Below are 20,385 nucleotides of genomic sequence, written 5' to 3'. Positions count from 1 at the left end.
CCCGCAGCCGCCCTGCCGCGGGTGGCGCCTGCGCGATGGCGGGTCGTTGCGGCGATGCAGCATTCCCGGGAAAGGGTCACTTGGACGCCGGTCTGAAGGTCCAGCGACCGCTTTGGCCTGCAACCTGTTGATAGTAGGGTCGAATGTTGCCCGCTCAGGGCAGATAGTGACGCTTTGCGTCGGAAGCGATTGACAAATTTCGTCAACCGCGGTGAGTATCGTCACAGACGCAAGCATTCGAGGAGCGTTCAGGACGCGCTACCGAATCACACAGGGAAGTGGGCCCGCACCAGTCTGTCGGCGTTCCGATACGCCCGCCTCCTTCCCCTGACGATCACCGGCCCGCCGGCCGCAGCGCGACCGCGGGCCTTCCCGTCGGATTCCGCCGCACTTCACGTCAAGAGGGAGCTTTTCGATGAATCGCATCTACACCCGGATCTGGAACCAGTCGAGCGGCCAGGTGGTCGTGGCTTCGGAGCACGCGCGGGCCAGGGGTAAGGGCAAGGGCGCGCGCCTGCTGCAGGCGGTGGTGGCCACCGCGGCGCTCGCCGTATCGGCCGGCGCGCTGGCGCAGGGCCCGGGTGGCGGCAAGAAGCCGGGGGACGGGCACGGGCCTCCGGCGCATGCGCCCGCGCCCGGCCAGGACAAGCCCGGGCCCAAGCCGCCGCCCGGGAAGGGGCCGGCGGACGTGGCCGACGCCTGCGGCACCGCGGCGGCCACGGGCACCGCGTCACTGGCCTGCGGCGACGGCGCGATCGCCAGCGGCGCCGGCTCCACCGCGCTCGGCAACGCGGCGCGCGCGACCCACACCAGCGCCAGCGCGTTGGGCAACAACGCGCGGGCCCTGCAGTCCAACGCGACGGCGGTCGGCTCCAACGCGCTGGCCTCGGGCACCGCGTCCACCGCGCTGGGCAGCGCCACCCAGGCGCTGGGACTGCGCAGCACCGCGGCCGGCCAGGGCGCGCAGGCCCATTCCGAAGGCGCGGTGGCGATGGGCTTCAATGCCTACGTTGCCCCCGCGGCGGGTGGCAGCGTGGCCCTGGGCTACGGCGCGCGCGCCACCGAGGCCGGCGTCGTGTCGGTGGGCAACGGTGGCGGCGCGGGCGGCCTCGGCCCGGCCACGCGCAGGATCGTCAATGTCGCCGACGGCGTCGCCGCGAGCGATGCGGCCACGGTCGGGCAGGTCGACGCGGTGGCCGGCTCGGTGGGCGAACTGGCCGGCGCCGTGGACACGCTGGCGGGGGCGGTCGACGAGGTCGCGGCCGTCGCCGAACACACCGACCGCTACTTCAAGGCCGACGGCGCCGACGACGGCAGCGACGATGCCACTGTCGACGGCGAGGGCGCGGTGGCGGCCGGTGCCGGCGCCGTGGCCGACGGCGACGGCGCCTCGGCCTATGGCGCGCGTGCGCTTGCCGGTGCGAACGACGCCACGGCGGTGGGCGTCGGGAGCGCGGCCACCGGTTTCGAATCCTCGGCCTTCGGCGCGCTGTCGGAGGCCTCGGGCAGCTACGCCACGGCCGTGGGCGGCCAGGCGCAGGCCTCGGGCTTCAACACCACCTCGGTGGGCAGCTGGAGCACGGCCTCGGGCGGCAACGCCACGGCGCTGGGCGCCGACAGCATGGCGTCGGGCGACGACAGCGTGGCGCTGGGACAGGCGGCGGTCGCCAGCGGCGCGGAGAGCGTGGCGGTGGGCGGCAGCTCGTTCTTCGGCCTGTTCCCGGCCGAGGCTTCGGGCGATTACTCCACTGCGGTGGGCGCGGGCGCGTGGGCGACCGGAACCAACAGCACCGCGCTGGGCAACCTCAGCACCGCCGCAGGCCAGGACAGCACCGCGCTGGGCGTGGGCAGCTTCGCCGCCGCGGACGACAGCGTGGCAATCGGCGTGGGCTCGGTGGCCGACCGCGAAGGCAGCGTGTCGGTGGGCGCCGACGGCGCGGAGCGCCAGATCACCAACGTGGCCGCGGGCACCGAAGCGACCGACGCGGTGAATCTGTCGCAGCTGGAGCAGGCGACCGCGGGCAACCGCTACTTCCAGGCCACGGGCAACGACGACGATCCGGGCGACGACGTGGGCGCGTACGCCGAAGGCGCGTATGCGACCGCCTCGGGCGAGGCGACGAACGCGTTCGGCCAGGGTGCCTCGGCCTACGGCAGCGGCGCGTACGCCGACGGCCAGTACGCGACCGCCTCGGGCTTCAACGCGACCGCGACCGCGGACAGCGCGACGGCGGTGGGCGGCAGCCTGTACTACGAGGATCCGGCCACGGGCGAGGTGCTGCTCGACCAGACCACGACCGCGTCGGAAGTCGGCGCGAGTGCGTTCGGCGCCGGCGCGCAGGCCAACGGCGCGTTCAGCACCGCGACCGGCGCGGCGTCCACCGCCGATGGCGTGCAGGCCTCCGCCTACGGCTACAGCAGCACGGCGACCACGCCTGCTTCCAGTGCCCTCGGTGCCTTCAGTGAGGCGACCGGCGGTTACGCCACGGCGGTAGGCTACGGCAGCGTGGCCAGCGGCGATTACGGCCTGGCAGTGGGCGGCATCGCCGACTACGGCGACCTGCTGATCGGGTGGCCGGGCCTGATCCTGCAGGTCACCGAGGCCAGCGGTATCGCTTCCACCGCGATCGGCAATGGCGCCTGGGCAACCGGTCTGGGCGCGACCTCGGTCGGCACCCTGGCCGAGGCGACCGGCGTGCAGTCGACGTCGCTGGGCACCCTGGCCTACGCGACCGCCGATGGCGCCAGCGCCCTGGGCAGCGGCAGCCTGGCCAGCGGTGAAGACTCGACCGCCGTCGGCTTCCTCGCCGGCGCCACCGGCGCCAACAGCGTCGCCCTGGGCGCCGGCTCGCAGGCCGATCGCGACAATACCGTGTCCGTGGGCGACGTGGGTGCCGAGCGCCAGATCACCCACGTGGCGGCAGGCACCGAGGCGACGGACGCGGTGAACCTGGCGCAGCTCGACGCCGTGGCCGACGTGGCGGAGCAGACCAGCCGCTACTTCCAGGCCAGCGGCGGCGGGACCGACAACGAGGCGTATGTCGAAGGCGAGTACGCGACCGCCGCGGGCGAGTCGGCGACGGCGCTGGGCACGGGTGCGACGGCGCTGGGCAGCGGCGCGTTCGCGCTGGACGGGTTCGCGACCGCGGTGGGCTTCAACGCGGTGGCCGAACAGGCCAGCTCGGTGGCCGTGGGCGCGATGAGCCAGGCCTACGGCGAGTACGCGGTGGCCGTGGGTGGCGAGGCGGTGGCCGACGGCTTCGCGGCGACCGCCACGGGCGCCGGTGCGCTGGCCAACGGCGACGGCGCGACCGCGTCGGGGGCGCTGTCGACGGCCGAGGGCATCGAGGCCACCGCGCTGGGAGCGTTCGCCGAGGCGACGGGCGACGTGTCGACGGCGGTGGGCGCCGAGGCGGTGGCCTCGGGGACGGAGTCGTCGGCGTTCGGTGCGCTGTCGCAGGCCACCGGCAACTTCTCGACCGCGATCGGCGGCGAGGCGGTGGCATCGGGCTTCAACAGCACCTCGGTCGGCAGCTGGAGCACGGCGTCGGGCTACAACGCCACGGCGCTGGGTGCGGACAGCATCGCATCGGGCGACGACAGCGTGGCGGTGGGCCAGGCGGCCACGGCGAGCGGCGTCGAAAGCGTGGCGATCGGCGGCAGCTCGTTCTTCGGACTGTTCCCGGCCGAGGCATCGGGCGACTACTCCACGGCGGTCGGCGCCGGTGCCTGGGCGACCGGAACCAACAGTACCGCGCTGGGCAACTTCAGCACCGCGATGGGCGAGGACAGCACGGCGCTGGGCGCGGGCAGCTTCGCCGCCGCGAGCAACAGCGTGGCGCTGGGCGTGAACTCGGAAGCCGACCGCGACGACACGGTGTCGGTGGGCAGCGCGGGCGCCGAACGCCAGATCACCAACGTGGCCGCGGGCACCGAGGCGACGGACGCGGTGAACCTGGCGCAGCTGGAAGACGCCACGGCGAGCAACCGCTACTTCCAGGCGACCGGCGACGACGGGGATCCGGGCGACGACATCGGCGCGTACGCCGAAGGTGCGTATGCGACCGCCTCGGGCGAGGCGACGAACGCGTTCGGCCAGGGTGCCTCGGCCTACGGCAGCGGCGCGTACGCCGACGGCCAGAACGCCACCGCGTCGGGCTTCAACGCGACGGCGACGGCCGACAGCGCGACGGCGGTGGGCGGCAGCCTGTACTACGAGGATCCGGCCACGGGCGAGGTGCTGCTCGACCAGACCACGACCGCGTCGGAAGTCGGTGCGAGTGCGTTCGGCGCCGGCGCGCAGGCCAACGGCGCGTTCAGCACCGCGACCGGCGCGGCGTCGACCGCCGATGGGCTGCAGTCGACCGCGCTGGGCTACAGCAGCGGCGCGGCGGGCAACTACGCCACCGCCGCCGGTGGCTTCAGCGACGCCTCCGGTTATGCGGCCACCGCCCTGGGCTATGGCGCGATGGCGAACAACGGCTACGCCACCGCAGTGGGCGTGGATGCGAGCGCGACCGGCCAGGGTGCCACCGCGGTCGGCGGCTATGCCGACCTCGTGCCCGGTCTCGGGTTCCTGGTGCCGGCGGCGGCCACCGGTACCGAAGCGGCCGCGTTCGGCGCCGGTGCCGGGGCCTGGGGCGACTACAGCACTGCTGCCGGTGCGCTGGCGCAGGCCGACGGCGACCAGGCCACCGCGACCGGCTACTTCGCCTACGCCCAGGCCGACCAGGCCACCGCGGTGGGTGCGCAGGCCTGGGCCAGTGGCGCCGACAGCGTGGCGCTGGGCTTCTACAGCACCGCGTTCGGCGCCTACAGCACGGCGCTGGGCCCCAATGCGTTCGCGGATGCCGACAACAGCGTGGCGCTCGGTGCCGACTCGGTGGCCGATCGCGAGAACACCGTCTCGGTGGGCGCCGACGGCGCGGAGCGCCAGATCACCAACGTGGCCGCGGGCACCGAAGCGACCGACGCGGTGAATCTGTCGCAGCTGGAGCGGGCGACCGCGGGCAACCGCTACTTCCAGGCCACGGGCAACGACGACGATCCGGGCGACGACGTGGGCGCGTACGCCGAAGGCGCGTATGCGACCGCCTCGGGCGAGGCGGCGAACGCGTTCGGCCAGGGTGCCTCGGCCTACGGCAGCGGCGCGTACGCCGACGGCCAGAACGCCACCGCGTCGGGCTTCAACGCGACGGCGACGGCCGACAGCGCGACGGCGGTGGGCGGCAGCCTGTACTACGAGGATCCGGCCACGGGCGAGGTGCTGCTCGACCAGACCACGACCGCGTCGGAAGTCGGTGCGAGTGCGTTCGGCGCCGGCGCGCAGGCCAACGGCGCGTTCAGCACCGCGACCGGCGCGGCGTCCACCGCCGATGGCGTGCAGGCCACGGCCTACGGTTACAGCAGCGCGGCCTCGGCCAGCGCCGCGACCGCGGTTGGCGCTTTCAGCGCGGCGGACGCCGACGGGGCGACCGCGCTGGGCTACGGCGCAGGTGCCAGCGGCCCGTACGCGGTGTCGGCCGGCTTCGCCGCCGATGCGGGCGGCGAATCGTCGGTCGCGGTGGGCGACAGCGCCATCGCCAGCGGCTACAACGCGGTTGCGGTAGGCGGTGCAAGCTTCTTCGGCCTGTTGCCGACCGAGGCCAGCGGGGACTACGCCACGGCGCTGGGCGCGGCGGCCTGGGCTCCCGGCTTCAACTCGACGGCGCTGGGTGCTTGGTCTACCGCCTCGGGCGACGACGCGGTGGCGCTGGGCGCCGATTCGGTCGCCGCGGCGGCGGGGTCGGTGGCGCTGGGCCAGGGATCGGTCGCCGACCGCGCCGGCACCGTGTCGGTGGGCAGCGCGGGCGGCGAGCGCCAGATCACCCATGTCGCCGCTGGCCGGATCGCGTCGGGCAGCACCGATGCCACCAACGGCGGCCAGTTCTACGACGCGCTCGACAGCGTTGCCCAGGTCCTGGGCGGCGGCGCGGAGGTGACGGCGTTCGGCACGGTGTCCGCGCCGGCGTTCATGATCCAGGGCAGCACCTACTTCAGCGTCGGCGATGCGCTGGGTGCGGTGGATGCCGAGATCAGCCTGCTCGGCAGCCGCCTCACCGCGCTCGAGGGCGGCGGCATGGCCACGGGTGCGGCTGCTGCCGGGCGCCGGCTTGGCACCGGCGATGCCGGTCGCGCGCATGGAGACGGCCGCGCCGCCGCCGGGCCGGCGGCGGTGGCCACGGGCGCCGGCGCGGCGCAAGCGGGCAGCGCGGTCCCGGCCGGCAGCGCGGCGGGCACCGCCCTGGCCATGGGCCAGGGCGCGGTGGCCGCCCAGCCTGACGCGACCGCGATCGGCGAGGGCGCCAGCGCGAGCGCGGCCAACTCGGTGGCGCTCGGCCACGGCTCGGTCGCCGACCGTGCCAACACGGTGTCGGTGGGCAGCGCGGGCAACGAGCGCCAGGTCACCCACGTCGCGGCCGGTACCCAGGCCACCGACGCGGTCAATGTCGCCCAGCTCGAGTCCACCGCCACCCGCGCGGTGAACGAGGCCAACGCGTACACCGACCAGCGCTTCAACGCCTGGAGCGACAGCTTCGCCGCCTACCAGACCGAACTGGAGCGGCGGTTCACCGACCAGGACCGCCGCATCGACCGCCAAGGTGCGATGGGCGCGGCGATGCTCAACATGGCCACCAGCGCCGCGGGCATCCGCACCCAGAACCGGGTCGGCGTGGGCATCGGCTTCCAGGGCGGCGAAAGCGCGCTGTCGGTCGGCTACCAGCGCGCGATCAGCGAGCGCGCCACGCTGACCATCGGCGGCGCGTTCAGCGGCGACGAGAAGTCGGTGGGCCTGGGCGCGGGCTTCGGCTGGTGAGGTGGCGCGGCGGCGGGCACCGCGCCCGCCGCCGCGGGATTCGGGGTTCCCGCGGGGCGCCATGGCGCATCCGTCTCCCGCGGAATCCGGTACGGACGAGAGCAGACGGCAATCGCGGGGCGTCCAACCCGGTCGCGCCGCCCATGTGCGATGGATCCACGACCCAGAGAGGGATATTCATGAAGAAGCGCAACATCTTCCCCTGCACCCTGGCCCTTGCCCTGATCGCGGCGATCGGCGCCACCGGCGCAAACGCCGCCAAGAAGGCCAAGTTCGCCGCCACCCCGCCGGTGCTGTCGGCGCAGCCCGCCGGCCAGGCCGCGTTCCACCGCTTCGTGGTCGAGTATCGCGACGGGACGCGCGAGGCCACCGACCGCAGCGCGGCGGCCGCCGGCGTGACCCGTGCCCTGTCGCGCGCAGGCCTGGCCGGCGCCCGGCCGGCCAGCGCCAGCCACGTGCGCAAGCTGGCCACCGGCGAGCACCTGGTGAAGCTCTCGCGCCGCCTCGACCGGGTCGAGGCCGAGGCCCTGCTGCGCCAGATCCGCGCCGATCCGAACGTGGTGTCGGTGCGACCCGACCGGATGCGCCACATCGCCCGCACCGCCGAGCGGCTGCCGGGCGTGCAACCCGCGTACATACCCAACGATCCGGACTTCCTCGAATACCAGTGGCACATGCTGGCGCCCGACGGCTCGCCCACCTACGACGGCGGCCCCAACCGCGGCGGCGCGAACGTGTCCGCGGCTTGGGACCTGGCCGACGGCAACGGCATCACCATCGCGGTGCTCGACACCGGCATCACCGAGCACCCGGACATCGACACTTCGCTCGCCGAGGCCGGCTACGATTTCATTACCGATGCGTTCGTGTCCGGCCGCGACACCGACGACCGCGTGCCCGGCGGCTGGGACCTCGGCGACTGGACGATCGGCTATCCCGGTGCGGAAGGCTGCCGCCAGCGCAACAGCTCCTGGCACGGCACCCATGTCGCCGGCACCGCGGGCGCCCAGCTCACCGACAACGCCGTGGGCATGGCCGGCGTCGCCTACAACGCGCGGATCCTGCCGGTCCGGGTGCTCGGGCACTGCGGCGGGTACGAGAGCGACATCACCGACGCCATCATCTGGGCCGCCGGCGGCACGGTCGAGGGCGTGCCGGCCAACCCCAACCCGGCGCACGTGATCAACCTCAGCCTGGGCGGCGAAGGCCCGTGCTCGGCGGGCGAGGCCGCGGCGATCGCGCAGGCCAACGCGCTGGGCGCGGTGGTCGTGGTCGCCGCCGGCAACGAATCGATGAACGTGTCCAACGCCTCACCCGCCAACTGCCCCGGCGTGATCGCCGTGGCCGCCAACGGCGTCACCAGCCGGCGTGCGTACTACTCCAACTTCGGCGCCGGCATCACCATTTCCGCCCCGGGCGGCGGGGTGTACGCCAACGACGGTTCCGGCGGCGCACAGATCTACGACGGCTTCGTCTGGCAGGCGCGCAACCCCAGCCTCACCACGCCCACGCCGCTCGAGGAGATCAACCCGGTGACCGCCTACGGCGGATCCGCGGGCACCTCGCAGGCGGCGCCGCACGTGGCGGGCGTCGTGGCGCTGATGCAGGGGGCGCGGCTGGACGCGGGCCTGCCGCTGCTCACTCCGGAAGAGGTGACGGCCATCCTGCAGTCCACCGTCACCGCGTTCACGGTCGCGCCGGGGGCTTCGCAGCCGATCGGGCCGGGCATCGTCAATGCCGCCGCGGCGGTGGCCAAGGCGATCGAGCCGCCGTGCGAGGTGGACTGCGATCCCGACGCCACGCCGATCGGCAACGGCGTGGCGCTGTCGGGGCTGAGTGGTGCCGCCGGCAGCGAGGTGCTGTACAGCATCCACGTCCCGGCGGGCGCGGGACCGCTGAGCATCACCACCAGCGGCGGCAGCGGCGACGTCACGCTGCTGGTGAGCCTGGGCGAGGAGCCGACCGAGGCCGACGCCCAGTACCGCTCGGCGCGGCCCGGCAACAACGAGACGGTGCGCGTGAACGCGCCGCAGGCCGGCACCTACTACATCAAGCTGGTCGGCGTGCGCGCCTACAGCAACGTGCGCCTGGTCGCACGCCACAACTGATCTCCCCACGTGGTGCACTTGGAGCCCCGGCCCGCCCGGGGCTCTTTTTGTCCGGCGCATGCGGGCCCGGGCGCCCGGGCCCGCGGGTGCGGCCCGGGCGCGCCGTGGAAGGCCGGGCGCGGGCGCCGCGGCGGGGCCCGGCCCGTCGGCGCGTCGCGGCGTAGCGGCGGCACGTGGTGGCGTGTGCGTCGCGTCCCCTCGGCCGTTCACCGCGCGGCAGGCGGGCGGCCAGCGCCGCGGGGCAAACTGTTAAAGTCGAGGCCCCCGACGGAACGCCCTGCCGTGAACGCGATTCCCGACCCGGTCGCCGCGCCCGAGGTACGGACGGCGGAAGACCGCATCCTCGCCGCGCTGCTGTCCAGGCAACAGCTCAAGGACGTCGATCTCGCGCGGGCGCGCCGCCTGCAGGAGGAGACGGGCGGGCCGATCCTGCAGTTGCTGTCGCGGCTGGGGCTGGTGTCCGAGCGCGACCACGCCGAGGCCTGCGCCCGGGCGCTGGACCTGCCGCTGGTCTCGGCCAAGGACCTGCCGGCCGAACCGCCCGAGCTGCTGCCCGGGACCGCGCCGCTGAGCGTGCGCTTCCTCCGGCAGTTCCATCTGTGCCCGGTCGCCGAGCGCGACGGTGGCCTCGACCTGCTGATGGCCGACCCGCACGACGGCTATGCGCTGGACGCGGTGCGCCTGGCCACCGGCCGCGAGCCGCGCCCGCTGGTCGGCCTGCGCTCGGAGATCGACGACCTGATCGAGCGCTGGCACGGCCAGGGCCGCAGCGCGATGGGCGCGATCGTCGAGACCGCCGACGGCGAGGGCGGCGGTGACATCGACGACGTCGAGCACCTGCGCGACCTCGCCTCCGAGGCGCCGGTCATCCGCCTGGTGAACCTGGTCATCCAGCGCGCGGTCGAGCTGCGTGCGTCCGACATCCACATCGAGCCGTTCGAGAACCGGCTCAAGGTCCGCTACCGCATCGACGGCGTGCTCGAGGAGGGCGAGAGCCCGCCGGCCAACCTCACCGCCGCGGTGATCAGCCGGGTCAAGATCATGGCCCGGCTCAACATCGCCGAACGCCGCCTGCCGCAGGACGGCCGGATCATGCTGCGCGTCCAGGGCAAGGAACTCGACCTGCGCGTGAGCACCGTGCCTACCGCCCACGGCGAGAGCGTGGTGATGCGCCTGCTCGACCGCGAGACGGTGGTGTTCGACTTCCACCGCCTCGGCTTCACCGACGACCTGCTGCCCGGCTTCCAGCGCGTGCTCGAACAGCCGCACGGGATCCTGCTGGTCACCGGCCCGACCGGATCGGGCAAGACCACGACGCTCTACACCGCGCTGTCGAAGCTCAATACGCCCGACGTCAAGATCATCACCGTCGAGGACCCGGTCGAGTACCAGATCGAGGGCATCAACCAGATCCAGGTGCGGCCGCAGATCGGGCTCGACTTTGCCAACGCGCTGCGCTCGATCGTGCGCCAGGATCCGGACATCATCATGATCGGCGAGATGCGCGACCTGGAGACCGCGCGCATCGCGATCCAGTCCGCGCTCACCGGCCACCTGGTGCTGAGCACCCTGCACACCAACAACGCCGCCGGCGGCATCACCCGCATGCTCGACATGGGGGTGGAGGACTACCTGCTCACCTCGACCGTCAACGGCATCCTCGCCCAGCGCCTGGTGCGCCGGCTCGAGCCGACCCACGCCGAGCGCTACCCGGCCTCGCCCGAGGAGATCGAGAAGTTCGGCCTGCGCCGCTTCCAGCCCGAGGGCGAGATCTTCCTGTACCGCCCGCGCGGGTCGGCGATCGCGCCCACCGGCTACCTCGGCCGCACCACGATCCTGGAGTTCCTGGTCATGGACGACGACCTGCGGCGCGCGGTCATGCGCCACGCGGGCATGGGCGAGATCGAGCAGATCGCGCGCCGGCACGGCATGCGCACCATGTACGAGGACGGCATCGCCAAGGCCCTGGCCGGGGTGACCACGATCGAGGAAGTCCTGCGGGTGACGGAGGACGCATGACCGCGACGTCGCGGATGGGCGCAGGCGGGCAGCAGCGGTAGCCGAACGCCATGCCCCTGTACCACTACAAGGCGCTCAACGCGCGCGGCGAGTTGCTCGAAGGCCGGATGGAGGCGGTGGACGAGCGCGAGGTCGCGCAGCGCCTCCAGGAGCAAGGCCACCTGCCGGTGGAAGCGCGTCCGGCGGGCGAGGGCGGCGGCGCGGCGGCATGGAAGTCGCTGTGGCGGCCGCGGCCGTTCGCGGGCGCGCGCCTGGTCCAGTTCACCCAGCAGCTGGCGACCCTGCTCGGCGCCGGCCAGCCGCTGGACCGCGCGCTGACGATCCTGCTGGAGCTGCCCGAGGAACCGGCGGCCCGCCGCACCATCGCCGAGGTGCGCGACGCGGTGCGCGGCGGCGCCTCGCTCTCGACCGCGCTCGAACGCCAGCACGACACCTTCTCTCGGCTCTACATCAACATGGTCCGCGCGGGCGAGGCCGGCGGCAGCCTCGAGCAGACCCTGCAGCGCCTGGCCGACTACCTCGAGCGCAGCCGCCTGCTGCGCGGCCGGGTGGTCAACGCGCTGATCTATCCGGCGATCCTGGTGGTGATGGTGGCGCTGTCGCTGATGTTCCTGCTTGGCTACGTGGTGCCGCAGTTCGCCGCCATGTACGAGAGCCTCGACGCGCCGCTGCCGCTGTTCACGAAGATCGTGCTGGCGATCGGCCTGTTCGTGCGCGACTGGTGGATCGTGCTGCTGGTGGTGCCCGCGCTGGCGCTGTGGTGGTTCGACCGGCGCCTGCGCGATCCCGTCTTCCGCACCCGCTTCGACGGCTGGCTGCTGCGCCGCAAGCTGGTGGGCAGTCTGGCCGCGCGGGTGGAGACCGCGCGCCTGGCGCGCACCCTGGGCACCCTCCTGCGCAACGGCGTGCCGCTGATCACGGCGCTGGGCATCGGCCGCAGCGTGATCGGGAACCGGGTGCTCGCGGCGGATGTCGAAGCCGCCGCGGAGGACGTGAAGAACGGCCTCGGCCTGTCGACCGCGCTGGGCAAGGGCAAGCGCTTCCCGCGGCTGGCGCTGCAGATGGTGCAGGTGGGCGAGGAATCGGGCGCGCTGGATGCGATGCTGCTCAAGACCGCCGACACCTTCGAACACGAGACCGGCCAGGCGCTGGACCGGATGCTCGCCGCCCTGGTGCCGGCGGTGACCCTGGTGCTGGCGGCGGTGGTGATGGTAGTGATCGTGGCGGTGCTGGTGCCGATCTATGATCTGACCAGCGTGATCGGATAGGGCGGCGGCAGGCGTCCTGGGTCGTTCCCGCGTTGCGCCGCGGGCGCGCGCCCGGCCAGGCATGCGCCGGGGCAGGTCGCGGATTTGCTTTCGAGGAGACGGACATGGCTGGACTGCGGGTACAGGTACGAAGCGGCGGCAAGTCGGGCGCGCGGAGCGCCGGGGTCCGTGTCGACGGCGCGCTCGGCCGCGCCGGGGCGGTGGCACCGGGGGACGGACGGCCCGATGCGACCGGTCCGGGCAAGCGCCTGTCCGCGAGCGCGGCGGGGGCCGGCCAGCGCGGATTCTCGCTGATCGAGATCATCCTCGTGGTGGTGCTGATCGGCGGCATCGTCGCCTTCGCCGCCACCCGCATCCTGGGCGGCGGCGATCGCGCGCGGGTGCGGCTGGCCGAAGCCCAGGTGCAGACGCTGGCCGAGAAGGTGCAGCAGTTCGAGATGGACACCGGCTCGCTGCCGGCCACGCTGGAACAACTGGTGGTCGAGCCCGGCGGCGCGGTCGGCTGGCTCGGGCCGTATGCCCGGCCGTCCGAACTGCGCGATCCGTGGAACACGCCCTTCGAGTATCGGGTCCCGGGCGACGGCCGGCCGTTCGACATCGTCAGCTATGGCGCCGACCGCAAGCCGGGCGGCACCAGCGTCGACGCGGATATCCGCTACGAGTGATGGCGAACGATCGGGACGGCGAGCCGTGCGGGCCGGTCCGCATGCTGAACACGCCAACGGCGCCAGGGCGGTGACGCGGCCGCCGGACCGAGGCGTCCGCCTGCCCGGCCGGATGGTCGCCAGCGGGCGTCCAACCGGGGCCGGGCGCGTCCGCGACACCGGGACGCCTGCACCGCGGGGCGCCCCGCGCGGGTTTTCGCTGCTGGAGCTGCTGCTGGTGATGGCGCTGATCGCGGCCACCGGGCTGCTCGCCGCCGGCGTGCTCAGCGGCGGCTTCGACCGCATGGCGCTGCGCTCGGGCGCGAAGGAGATGGCGGCGCAGCTGCGCTTCGCGCGCGCCCATGCCATCGCCACCGGGGTCCCGCAGCGGTTCGCCATCGACCCGGCGTCGCGCACCTGGCAGGGCGCGAACGGCCGCGGCGGGACATTGCCCGACACGCTGGATGTCCGCTTCACCGGCGCGCGCGAGGTGCAGCCGCGCGAGGGTGTGGGCGCGATCGTGTTCTTCGGCGACGGCGCCTCGACCGGCGGGCGGCTGCAGCTGAGCCTGCGCGACGCGGCCTGGAACGTGGACGTGGCCTGGCTCACTGGCGAGGTGACGCTGCAGCGCGGCGAGGGCGGGCGGTGAGCCGGCGGCGCGACGCCCGTGCCGGCGCACGGCAGGCGTGCTGCCTGGTGACGCTGGGACGCATGGCGCGCTGCCGCGGCGGCCGTCCTCCACCCGCCGCGGCTGGCGGGGCAGGCACGCGCGAGCGCGGCTACACCCTGCTCGAGATCATCATCGCCTTTGCCGTGCTCGGGCTGGCGCTGGTGCTGCTGCTGGGCACCCTGTCCGGCGGCCTGCGCCAGGTGCGCGGGTCGGCCGACAGCGCCCGCGCGGCGCTGCACGCGCGCTCGTTGCTGGACGTGGTTGGCGTGGGCGAGCCGCTGGAACCGGGCCGCCGCGAGGGCGGGTTCGACGCCGGCCGCTACCGCTGGGTGCTGGAGGTCGAACCCTATGCCGATCCGGTCCACGACCCGGATGCACCGGTCGACCCCTACGGCCCGCGGCTGATGCACCTGCGCCTGCAGGTGCAGTGGGGCGAGGGCGGCCCGCGCGAGCGCCTGCGGCTGGAAACCCTGCGGCTGGTGCAGCCCGATCCGGCCGGGGTGGCCGGATGAGGACGCACGGGTGGATCGCGGGCGGCCGTGGCGGGGGCGTCGCTCCCGCCGCGACGCCGCGGCCCTCGCAGCGGGGCTTCACCCTGCTCGAGATCCTGGTCGCCACCAGCCTGCTGGCGGCGGGCCTGGCGCTGGGGTTCGCCACCCTGCGCGCGGCTACCGCCTCGGTCGAACGCGGCGAGCGGATCGCGCAGCGCACCGAGCGCATGCGCGCGGTGGATGGGTTCCTCCGCCGCCGGCTCGCCTCGGCGGCGCCGATCGCATTCGCCACCGATCCGGAGACCGGGCGCCTGGTCCGCTTCGTCGGCGAGCCCGACCGGATCCGCTTCGTCGCCGACCTGCCCGACTACCTCGGGCGCGGGGGGCCGCACCTGCACGACATCGCGGTGCTCGACGACGGGGCGGAGCCGGTGCTGGCGGTCTCGTTTTCCATGGTGCTGGCCGGCCGCACGGTCGAGGCGCGCGATGCGCGGCCGCCGGACGTGCTGGTGCCGGACCTGACCGGCGTGCGACTGCGCTACCGCGGACTCGACGAGGACGGCCGGCTCGGCGACTGGAGCGACCGCTGGGACCGGGTCGACGCGCTTCCGCTGCAGGTCTCGGTGGAACTGTCCAGCCGCAGCGGCGGCGCCTGGCCGCCGCTGCTGGTGAGCCTGCCGCAGCGCGGCGGGGCGCTGCCGTGAGCCGGGTACGCGCGCAAGGCGCCGCCCTGGTGCTGGTGCTGTGGCTGGTGGCGCTGATGGCCGCACTGATCGGCGCGTTCGCGATGACCGCGCAGGTCGAGCGCCTGCAGGCGCGCACACTCGACGGGTCGCTGGTGGCCGGGCAGGCCGCGCGCGCGGGGTTGGAATACGCCATCACCCGGATCTCGCACCCGGACCCGCGGCTGCAGTGGCTGCCCGACGGCCGCCCCTACCCATGGCGATTCGGGGGCGCCGTCGTGGAGGTCCGGATCATCGACGAGTCGGGCAAGTTCGACCTCAACGCCGCCGAGCCGGCCGCGCTCTCGGCGCTGATGCAGGTGCTGGGCGCGGACCGCGCCGAAGCCGACGCGGTGGCCGCGGCGATCGCCGACTGGCGTGACGCCGACGACCTGCTGCAGGCCGTGGGCGGCGCCGAGGATCCGCAATACGCGGCGGCCGGCCTGCCCTGGGGGGCGAAGGACGCGCCGTTCGAAACCGTGGCCGAGGTCGAACAGGTGCTGGGCATGACCCCGGCGCTGTTCGAGCGCCTGGCCGCGCACCTGACCGTGCACGGCGGCCTGCCGATCCCCGACGCCCGTTTCGCCGCCGCGCCCGTACTGCAGGCCATCGGCGTCGATCCCGGGCCGGTGCTGGCCGAGCGTGAACGCCCGCCGCGGCCGGGGGAGCCGAGCTTCGTGGGCGCCGGCAGCGGCACGTATAGTATCGAGAGCCAGGCGAGGCTCGGGGACGGGCGCGAAGCCGCCCTGCGCGCCGTGGTCCGGCTCGGGCCCAGCGGAATACCGGGGTCGGCGTTCACCATCTTGAAATGGGAGGAAGGCGCGTTGCCGCGATGAGCGCCGTGGTCGAACAATCCGATGCGGCCTCGGGAGGCCTGCGCGCCGGGCTGCGCCGCGTCGAAGGCTCGCTGCGGCCGCGCCTGCGGCGCTTTCTGTCCTGGTGGGGCAACGCGCTGGCCGCGTGGCTGCCGCCCGGCACCCGCGACCTGATCGGCCTGACGCCGCAGCGGCTGCTGCTGCGCGTGCGCGAGCGCGACCTGGAGCTGGCGCTGTGGCGTGGCGACGAAGCCGGCGTGCTGGCCGACGTCCCGCTGGCCGGACTGGGCGACGGCGGGGGCGACCCGTTCGCGATGCTGCTCGCGCCGCGTGCGCTCGAGGTGCCACGCTGGCTGCTGCTGCCGGCCGACGTGGTCCTGCGCCGGCGGCTGGTCCTGCCCGCCGCCGCCGGCGAACGGCTGCGCGAGGTGCTGGGGTTCGAGATCGACCGCCAGACCCCGTTCGCCGCCGACGAGGTGCATTACGACGCGCGCGTGCTCGGCAATCGTGGCGACGACCGGATCGAGGTGGAACTGGCGGTGGTGCCACGGACCACGCTCGAGGCCGCGCTCGCCGCGCTCGGCCCGCTCGCGCCGACCCTGGCGGGCGTCGATGCCGCCGACGCGGCCGGCCGGCCGCTGGGGATCAACCTGATGGGCGACGCGCGCCGCCACCGCCGCGAGGATCCTTGGCGCGGCCGCAACGCGGTGCTGCTGCTGGTCGCGGCCCTGGCCCTGGCCGCGGCCATGTGGCAGATGCTGGCCAACCGCCGGGCCGCCGCCGACGAGTTCGAACGGCAGGTCGAACAGACCGTGCGCCAGGCGCGCGCGGCCTCGCTGGAGAAGCGCCGGCTGCTCGACCTGGTCGAGGGCGGCGCGTTCCTGCAGTCCGCGCGCGCGGGCACCCCGACCATGGTCGAACTGATGGACGAGCTGGCGCGGCGGCTGCCCGACGGCACCTACCTGGAGAAGCTCTCGATCGAAGGCGACCGGATCCTGCTGATCGGCCTCAGCCGCGAAGCGTCCGCGCTGGTGGGCCAGCTCCAGGGGTCGCCGCTGTGGACCTCGCCGGCGCTGGCCGGCGCGCTGCAGCCCGATCCGCGCAGCCGGATGGACCGCTTCACCCTGACCGCGACCGTGGCCACGGCGCCCGCCGGGGCGGCCGCGGGGGAGGCAGGCGATGCCGCCGCAGCCCGGTAGGCGCGAACGCTGGCTGGCGCTGGCGATCCTCGCCGGCGTGCTCGCGCTCGCCTACCTGGTGCTGGTGCATCCGTGGTGGACGGTGCCGATGCGCGCGACCACCGCCCGGATCGAGGCGCTGCGCGAGCGCGACCTGCGCGCGCGCATGGAACTGGCGCAGGCGCCGGAGGTCGCGCGCCGGCTCGAGGCCGCGCGCGAGGCCGCGGCGCGCACGCCGGGCTTCATGGCCGAGGCCAACCTGCAGCTGGCCACCTCGGCCCTGGTGCAGCGGCTCGAGCAGGCGGTGGCGCAGGCCAGCCCCGGCAACCGCAGCTGCGCGATCAGCCATCGCCAGCCGATCAACGACGCGCGCCAGGAACGCTTCCCGCGCGCCACCGTGCAGGTGCGCCTGACCTGCGGCAACGCCGAGCTGGCCGCGGTGCTGCATTCGCTCGAAAGCGGCTCGCCGCGCCTGTTCGTCGACAACCTCAACATCCTCGCCCAGCGCTACCAGTTCAGCAGCCAGCCGGGGGGCGGAGGCGGGGGAGGGGTGGACGCGAGCTTCGACCTGTCGGGCTACCTGCAGCCGGCGCCCGCGGCGGGGGTGGGCGGTGCGCGCTGAGGACGCGGGTGCGCGCACCTGGCTGTACGCCGCGCTCGCCGGCTGGGCGCTGTGCGCGTGGGTCCTGGCGCTGTTTGGCATGGGCGGCAGCATCGACCGGCTGGAGGAGGATCCGGCGCTGGCGCAACCGCTGCCGACGCCGGTGGCGCCCGCGCCCGAGCGCCTCGGGCCGCTGCCGCAGTACGCGGACGTGGCGGCACGCCCGCTGTTCACCGAGGACCGGCGCCCGCAGCCGTTCGTGATCGACCCGACGGCGGAGCCGGGCGCAGGCGGCGGTTTCGATTACGTCCTCACCAGCGTGCTGCGCACGCCGCAGGTGCAGCTGGTGATCCTGCAGCCGGTCGACGGCGGCGACCCGGTGCGCGTGCGCCGCGGGCATTCGCCCGAGGGCGCCCCGGGCTGGGTGCTGCAATCGGTGGAAGCCCGGCGCGCGGTGTTCGCCGGTCCCGAAGGCGAGCGCAGCCTGGAGCTGCGGGTGTTCGACGGGGTGGGCGGCGAAGCGCCGACCTCGTTCATCCCGCGCGATGCCGCCGCCGGCCCCGCGCAGTCGCCGGCCGCCGGGCCTGGCGCCGACCCGTCCGGGGGGCCGGGCGCGGACGGCCAGGCCCCGGACCCGGCCGCCGAGGCGGCCGCCGCGCTGGAGGACTCGGCCCCCGGCGGCGTCCGCCAGCAGGAGGCGCAGGAGCAGGTGGAGATGATCCGGCGCCGGATCGAGGAGCGTCGCGCCCGGCTGCGGGCCGATGGCATGTCCCCGCCGCGCCCGCCGCGCGCGGACCCGCCCAACCCATAGACTGTGCCGATGACCCTGCCAAGCCCCTGCCGTACCGCGATCGTGGCCCTGCTGGCCGCGCTGCTCGCCGCCTGCGCCTCGATGCCGCCGCCGACGCTGTCGCGATCACCGCAACGCCCCGCCGGCCCGGATGCCGGCGTGGACACGGTCGCGCTGCCGGACGAGGAGGCGGCCGGCCCGCGCGCCCAGATCCGGCGCGGCACCGGCCGGGTGATCGACCAGCACACCGCGGCCGCGCCGCCGCCCAACCTGGGCGGCAGCACCGGCGAGGCCTCGTTCAACTTCGAGGGCGAGCCGCTGCACGCGGTGGTCAAGGCCATCCTCGGCGACATGCTCGGCCAGAACTACACCATCGCCCCGGGCGTGCAGGGCACGGTCACCCTGGCCACGCCGCGCACGGTGAGCCCGGCGCAGGCCTACGTGCTGCTCGAGCGCGCGCTGGCCGACAACAACGCGCGCATGGTCTACAGCGGCGGCATGTACCAGATCGTGCCGGCCGACTCCGCGCTGGCCTCCGGCGCCGTGGCGCCGCGCGCCGGCAGCGCCGCCGCCGCGCGCGGCTTCGAGGTGCGGGTGGTGCCGCTGCGCTACATCTCGGCCAGCGAGATGGAGAAGGTGCTCGAGCCGTATGCACGCCCCGACGCGATCGTCGCGGTGGACAACGGGCGCAACACGATCACGGTCGCGGGTTCGCGGGTGGAGCTGGAGAACTACCTGCGCACGATCGAGATCTTCGACGTGGACTGGCTCTCGGGCATGTCGGTGGGCGTGTTCCCGCTGCAGGGCGGCAAGGCCACGCGGGTGGCGGCCGACCTGGAGAAGGTGTTCGGCGAGCAGAGCAAGACCCCGGTCGCGGGCATGTTCCGCTTCATGCCGCTGGAGGGCGCGAACGCGGTGCTGGTGATCACGCCCCAGGCCGAGTACCTGGACGACATCCGGGAATGGCTGGACCGCATCGACAGCGCCGGCGCGGGGATGCGCCTGTACTCGTACGAACTCAAGTACATCCGCGCCCGCGACCTCGCCGAGCGACTGGCGGAGGTGTTCGGAGGCGGCAGCCGGCGCGCCGGCGGCGACGGCGGTGGTCCGTCGCTGATGCCGGGCACCACCCCGGCGACCATCGGCAGCGGCGTGGATCCGGGCGACACCGGGCGCGATGTCGAGCCCATGGACACGATGGGGCCGTCGACCGGCGGCGGCTTCGGCGGCGGCTCGATGTCGCTCGGCCAGGACCGCGGCGGCGCCAGCGCCGTCACCCTGGAGGTCGAGGGCGACCGCGTGGGCGTCTCGGCCCTGGACGAAACCAACGCCCTGCTGGTGCGCACCACGCCCACCGCGTGGAAGTCGATCCGCGACGTGATCGAACGCCTGGACGTGATGCCGCTGCAGGTCCACATCGAGGCCCAGGTGGCGCAGGTGCAGCTCACCGGCGAGCTGTCCTACGGCGTGCAGTGGTTCATCGAGAACGGCGCGTCCGGCGTGCCCGGGCTGCCGGGCCTGGACCTGGCGGTGAATCCGTCCCTGCCGCGCAGCTGGAGCACCTACGGCGGCAGCGTCAGCGGCGGCAGCGGCGCGTCCTGGACGCTGTTCAAGAACGACGCGGCGGCGATCATCAGCGCCCTGGACCGGGTCTCGGACGTGCGATTGCTCTCGACCCCGTCGGTGTTCGTGCGCAACAACGCCGAGGCCGAGTTCAACGTCGGCGACCGGATCCCGGTCTCCACGGTCTCGGTCAACCCGATCCTGGGCAGCGACAACAGCCTCACCTCGGTGCAGTACCTGGAGACCGGCACCATCCTCAAGGTGCGCCCGCGGGTGACCCAGGACGGCACGATCTTCCTCGACATCGTGCAGGAGATCAGCGCGCCGACCGGGCAGCCGGACAACAACGGCAACTTCATCATCTCCACCCGCCGGCTCAAGACCGAGGCCGCGGCGCAGGACGGCGACACGGTCATGCTCGCCGGACTGATCAGCGACGGCGTCGAGCGCGGCAGCAGCGGCATTCCCGGCCTGAGCCGGATCCCGGTGCTGGGCGCGCTGTTCGGCAGCCAGCGGAACGAATCCTCGCGCAGCGAGACCATCGTCCTGATCACCGCGCGCATCGTGCGCAACAACAACGAGGCGCGGAACCTGACCGACGAGTACAGCCGCCGGTTCCGCGCGATGGAGCCGCTGCACCAGGCGCGGGACTGACCGTGG

General features: G+C 74.2%; 12 protein-coding genes and 1 pseudogene. All 13 read left to right on the top strand.

The window, feature by feature from the left end; genetic code table 11:
• Positions 1-427: 427 nt before the first annotated feature.
• A pseudogene (locus FQY79_RS03040) lies at positions 428-6,856 on the top strand (ESPR-type extended signal peptide-containing protein); the annotation flags it as partial.
• Between the two features lie 179 nt (positions 6,857-7,035).
• A complete protein-coding gene (locus FQY79_RS03035) occupies positions 7,036-8,964 on the top strand; it encodes a S8 family serine peptidase (RefSeq protein WP_146310601.1) in 1,929 nt (642 codons plus the stop codon).
• A 291-nt stretch (positions 8,965-9,255) separates the two neighbouring features.
• Positions 9,256-10,983: a type II secretion system ATPase GspE gene (gene gspE / locus FQY79_RS03030; protein ID WP_425463174.1), complete on the top strand. Its 1,728-nt coding sequence runs from the start codon at positions 9,256-9,258 to the stop codon at positions 10,981-10,983.
• A gap of 50 nt (positions 10,984-11,033) precedes the next feature.
• Positions 11,034-12,251 carry a type II secretion system protein XpsF gene (xpsF, locus tag FQY79_RS03025; protein WP_146310597.1) on the top strand — a complete coding sequence of 406 codons (1,218 nt, stop codon included), beginning with the start codon at positions 11,034-11,036 and terminating at the stop codon, positions 12,249-12,251.
• 200 nt (positions 12,252-12,451) lie between these two features.
• Positions 12,452-12,916, top strand: coding sequence for a type II secretion system major pseudopilin GspG (gene gspG, locus FQY79_RS03020; RefSeq protein WP_425463173.1), 465 nt, complete (start codon positions 12,452-12,454; stop codon positions 12,914-12,916).
• Positions 12,917-13,028: 112 nt separating this feature from the next.
• Entirely contained in the window at positions 13,029-13,544 is a 516-nt protein-coding gene (gene xpsH / locus FQY79_RS03015) for a type II secretion system protein XpsH (protein ID WP_146310593.1), read from the top strand.
• Between the two features lie 62 nt (positions 13,545-13,606).
• Positions 13,607-14,077, top strand: a complete 471-nt coding sequence (gene xpsI, locus FQY79_RS03010; protein WP_146310591.1) for a type II secretion system protein XpsI — start codon at positions 13,607-13,609, stop codon at positions 14,075-14,077.
• Positions 14,074-14,760, top strand: a complete 687-nt coding sequence (locus FQY79_RS03005) for a prepilin-type N-terminal cleavage/methylation domain-containing protein (RefSeq protein WP_146310589.1) — start codon at positions 14,074-14,076, stop codon at positions 14,758-14,760. The genes xpsI and FQY79_RS03005 overlap by 4 nt, the downstream gene beginning before the upstream one ends.
• Positions 14,761-14,816: 56 nt before the next feature.
• Positions 14,817-15,614: a type II secretion system minor pseudopilin gene (locus tag FQY79_RS03000; RefSeq protein ID WP_146310851.1), complete on the top strand. Its 798-nt coding sequence runs from the start codon at positions 14,817-14,819 to the stop codon at positions 15,612-15,614.
• On the top strand, positions 15,611-16,792 hold the full coding sequence (locus FQY79_RS02995) for a PilN domain-containing protein (RefSeq protein WP_146310587.1): 1,182 nt from the start codon (positions 15,611-15,613) through the stop codon (positions 16,790-16,792). The genes FQY79_RS03000 and FQY79_RS02995 overlap by 4 nt, the downstream gene beginning before the upstream one ends.
• Positions 16,773-17,393 carry a type II secretion system protein GspM gene (gene gspM / locus FQY79_RS02990; protein ID WP_146310584.1) on the top strand — a complete coding sequence of 207 codons (621 nt, stop codon included), beginning with the start codon at positions 16,773-16,775 and terminating at the stop codon, positions 17,391-17,393. The genes FQY79_RS02995 and gspM overlap by 20 nt, the downstream gene beginning before the upstream one ends.
• Positions 17,383-18,183, top strand: coding sequence for a hypothetical protein (locus FQY79_RS02985; RefSeq protein ID WP_146310582.1), 801 nt, complete (start codon positions 17,383-17,385; stop codon positions 18,181-18,183). The genes gspM and FQY79_RS02985 overlap by 11 nt, the downstream gene beginning before the upstream one ends.
• A gap of 9 nt (positions 18,184-18,192) precedes the next feature.
• Positions 18,193-20,379 (top strand): type II secretion system secretin GspD, encoded by a 2,187-nt coding sequence (gspD, locus tag FQY79_RS02980; RefSeq protein ID WP_146310580.1) that lies wholly within the window; start codon positions 18,193-18,195, stop codon positions 20,377-20,379.
• The last annotated feature ends 6 nt before the right edge of the window (positions 20,380-20,385 follow it).

It is taken from the genome of Luteimonas wenzhouensis, assembly GCF_007859305.1.
Taxonomy (GTDB): Bacteria; Pseudomonadota; Gammaproteobacteria; order Xanthomonadales; family Xanthomonadaceae; genus Luteimonas; species Luteimonas wenzhouensis.
This window is presented reverse-complemented; position numbering and strand designations above follow the sequence as displayed.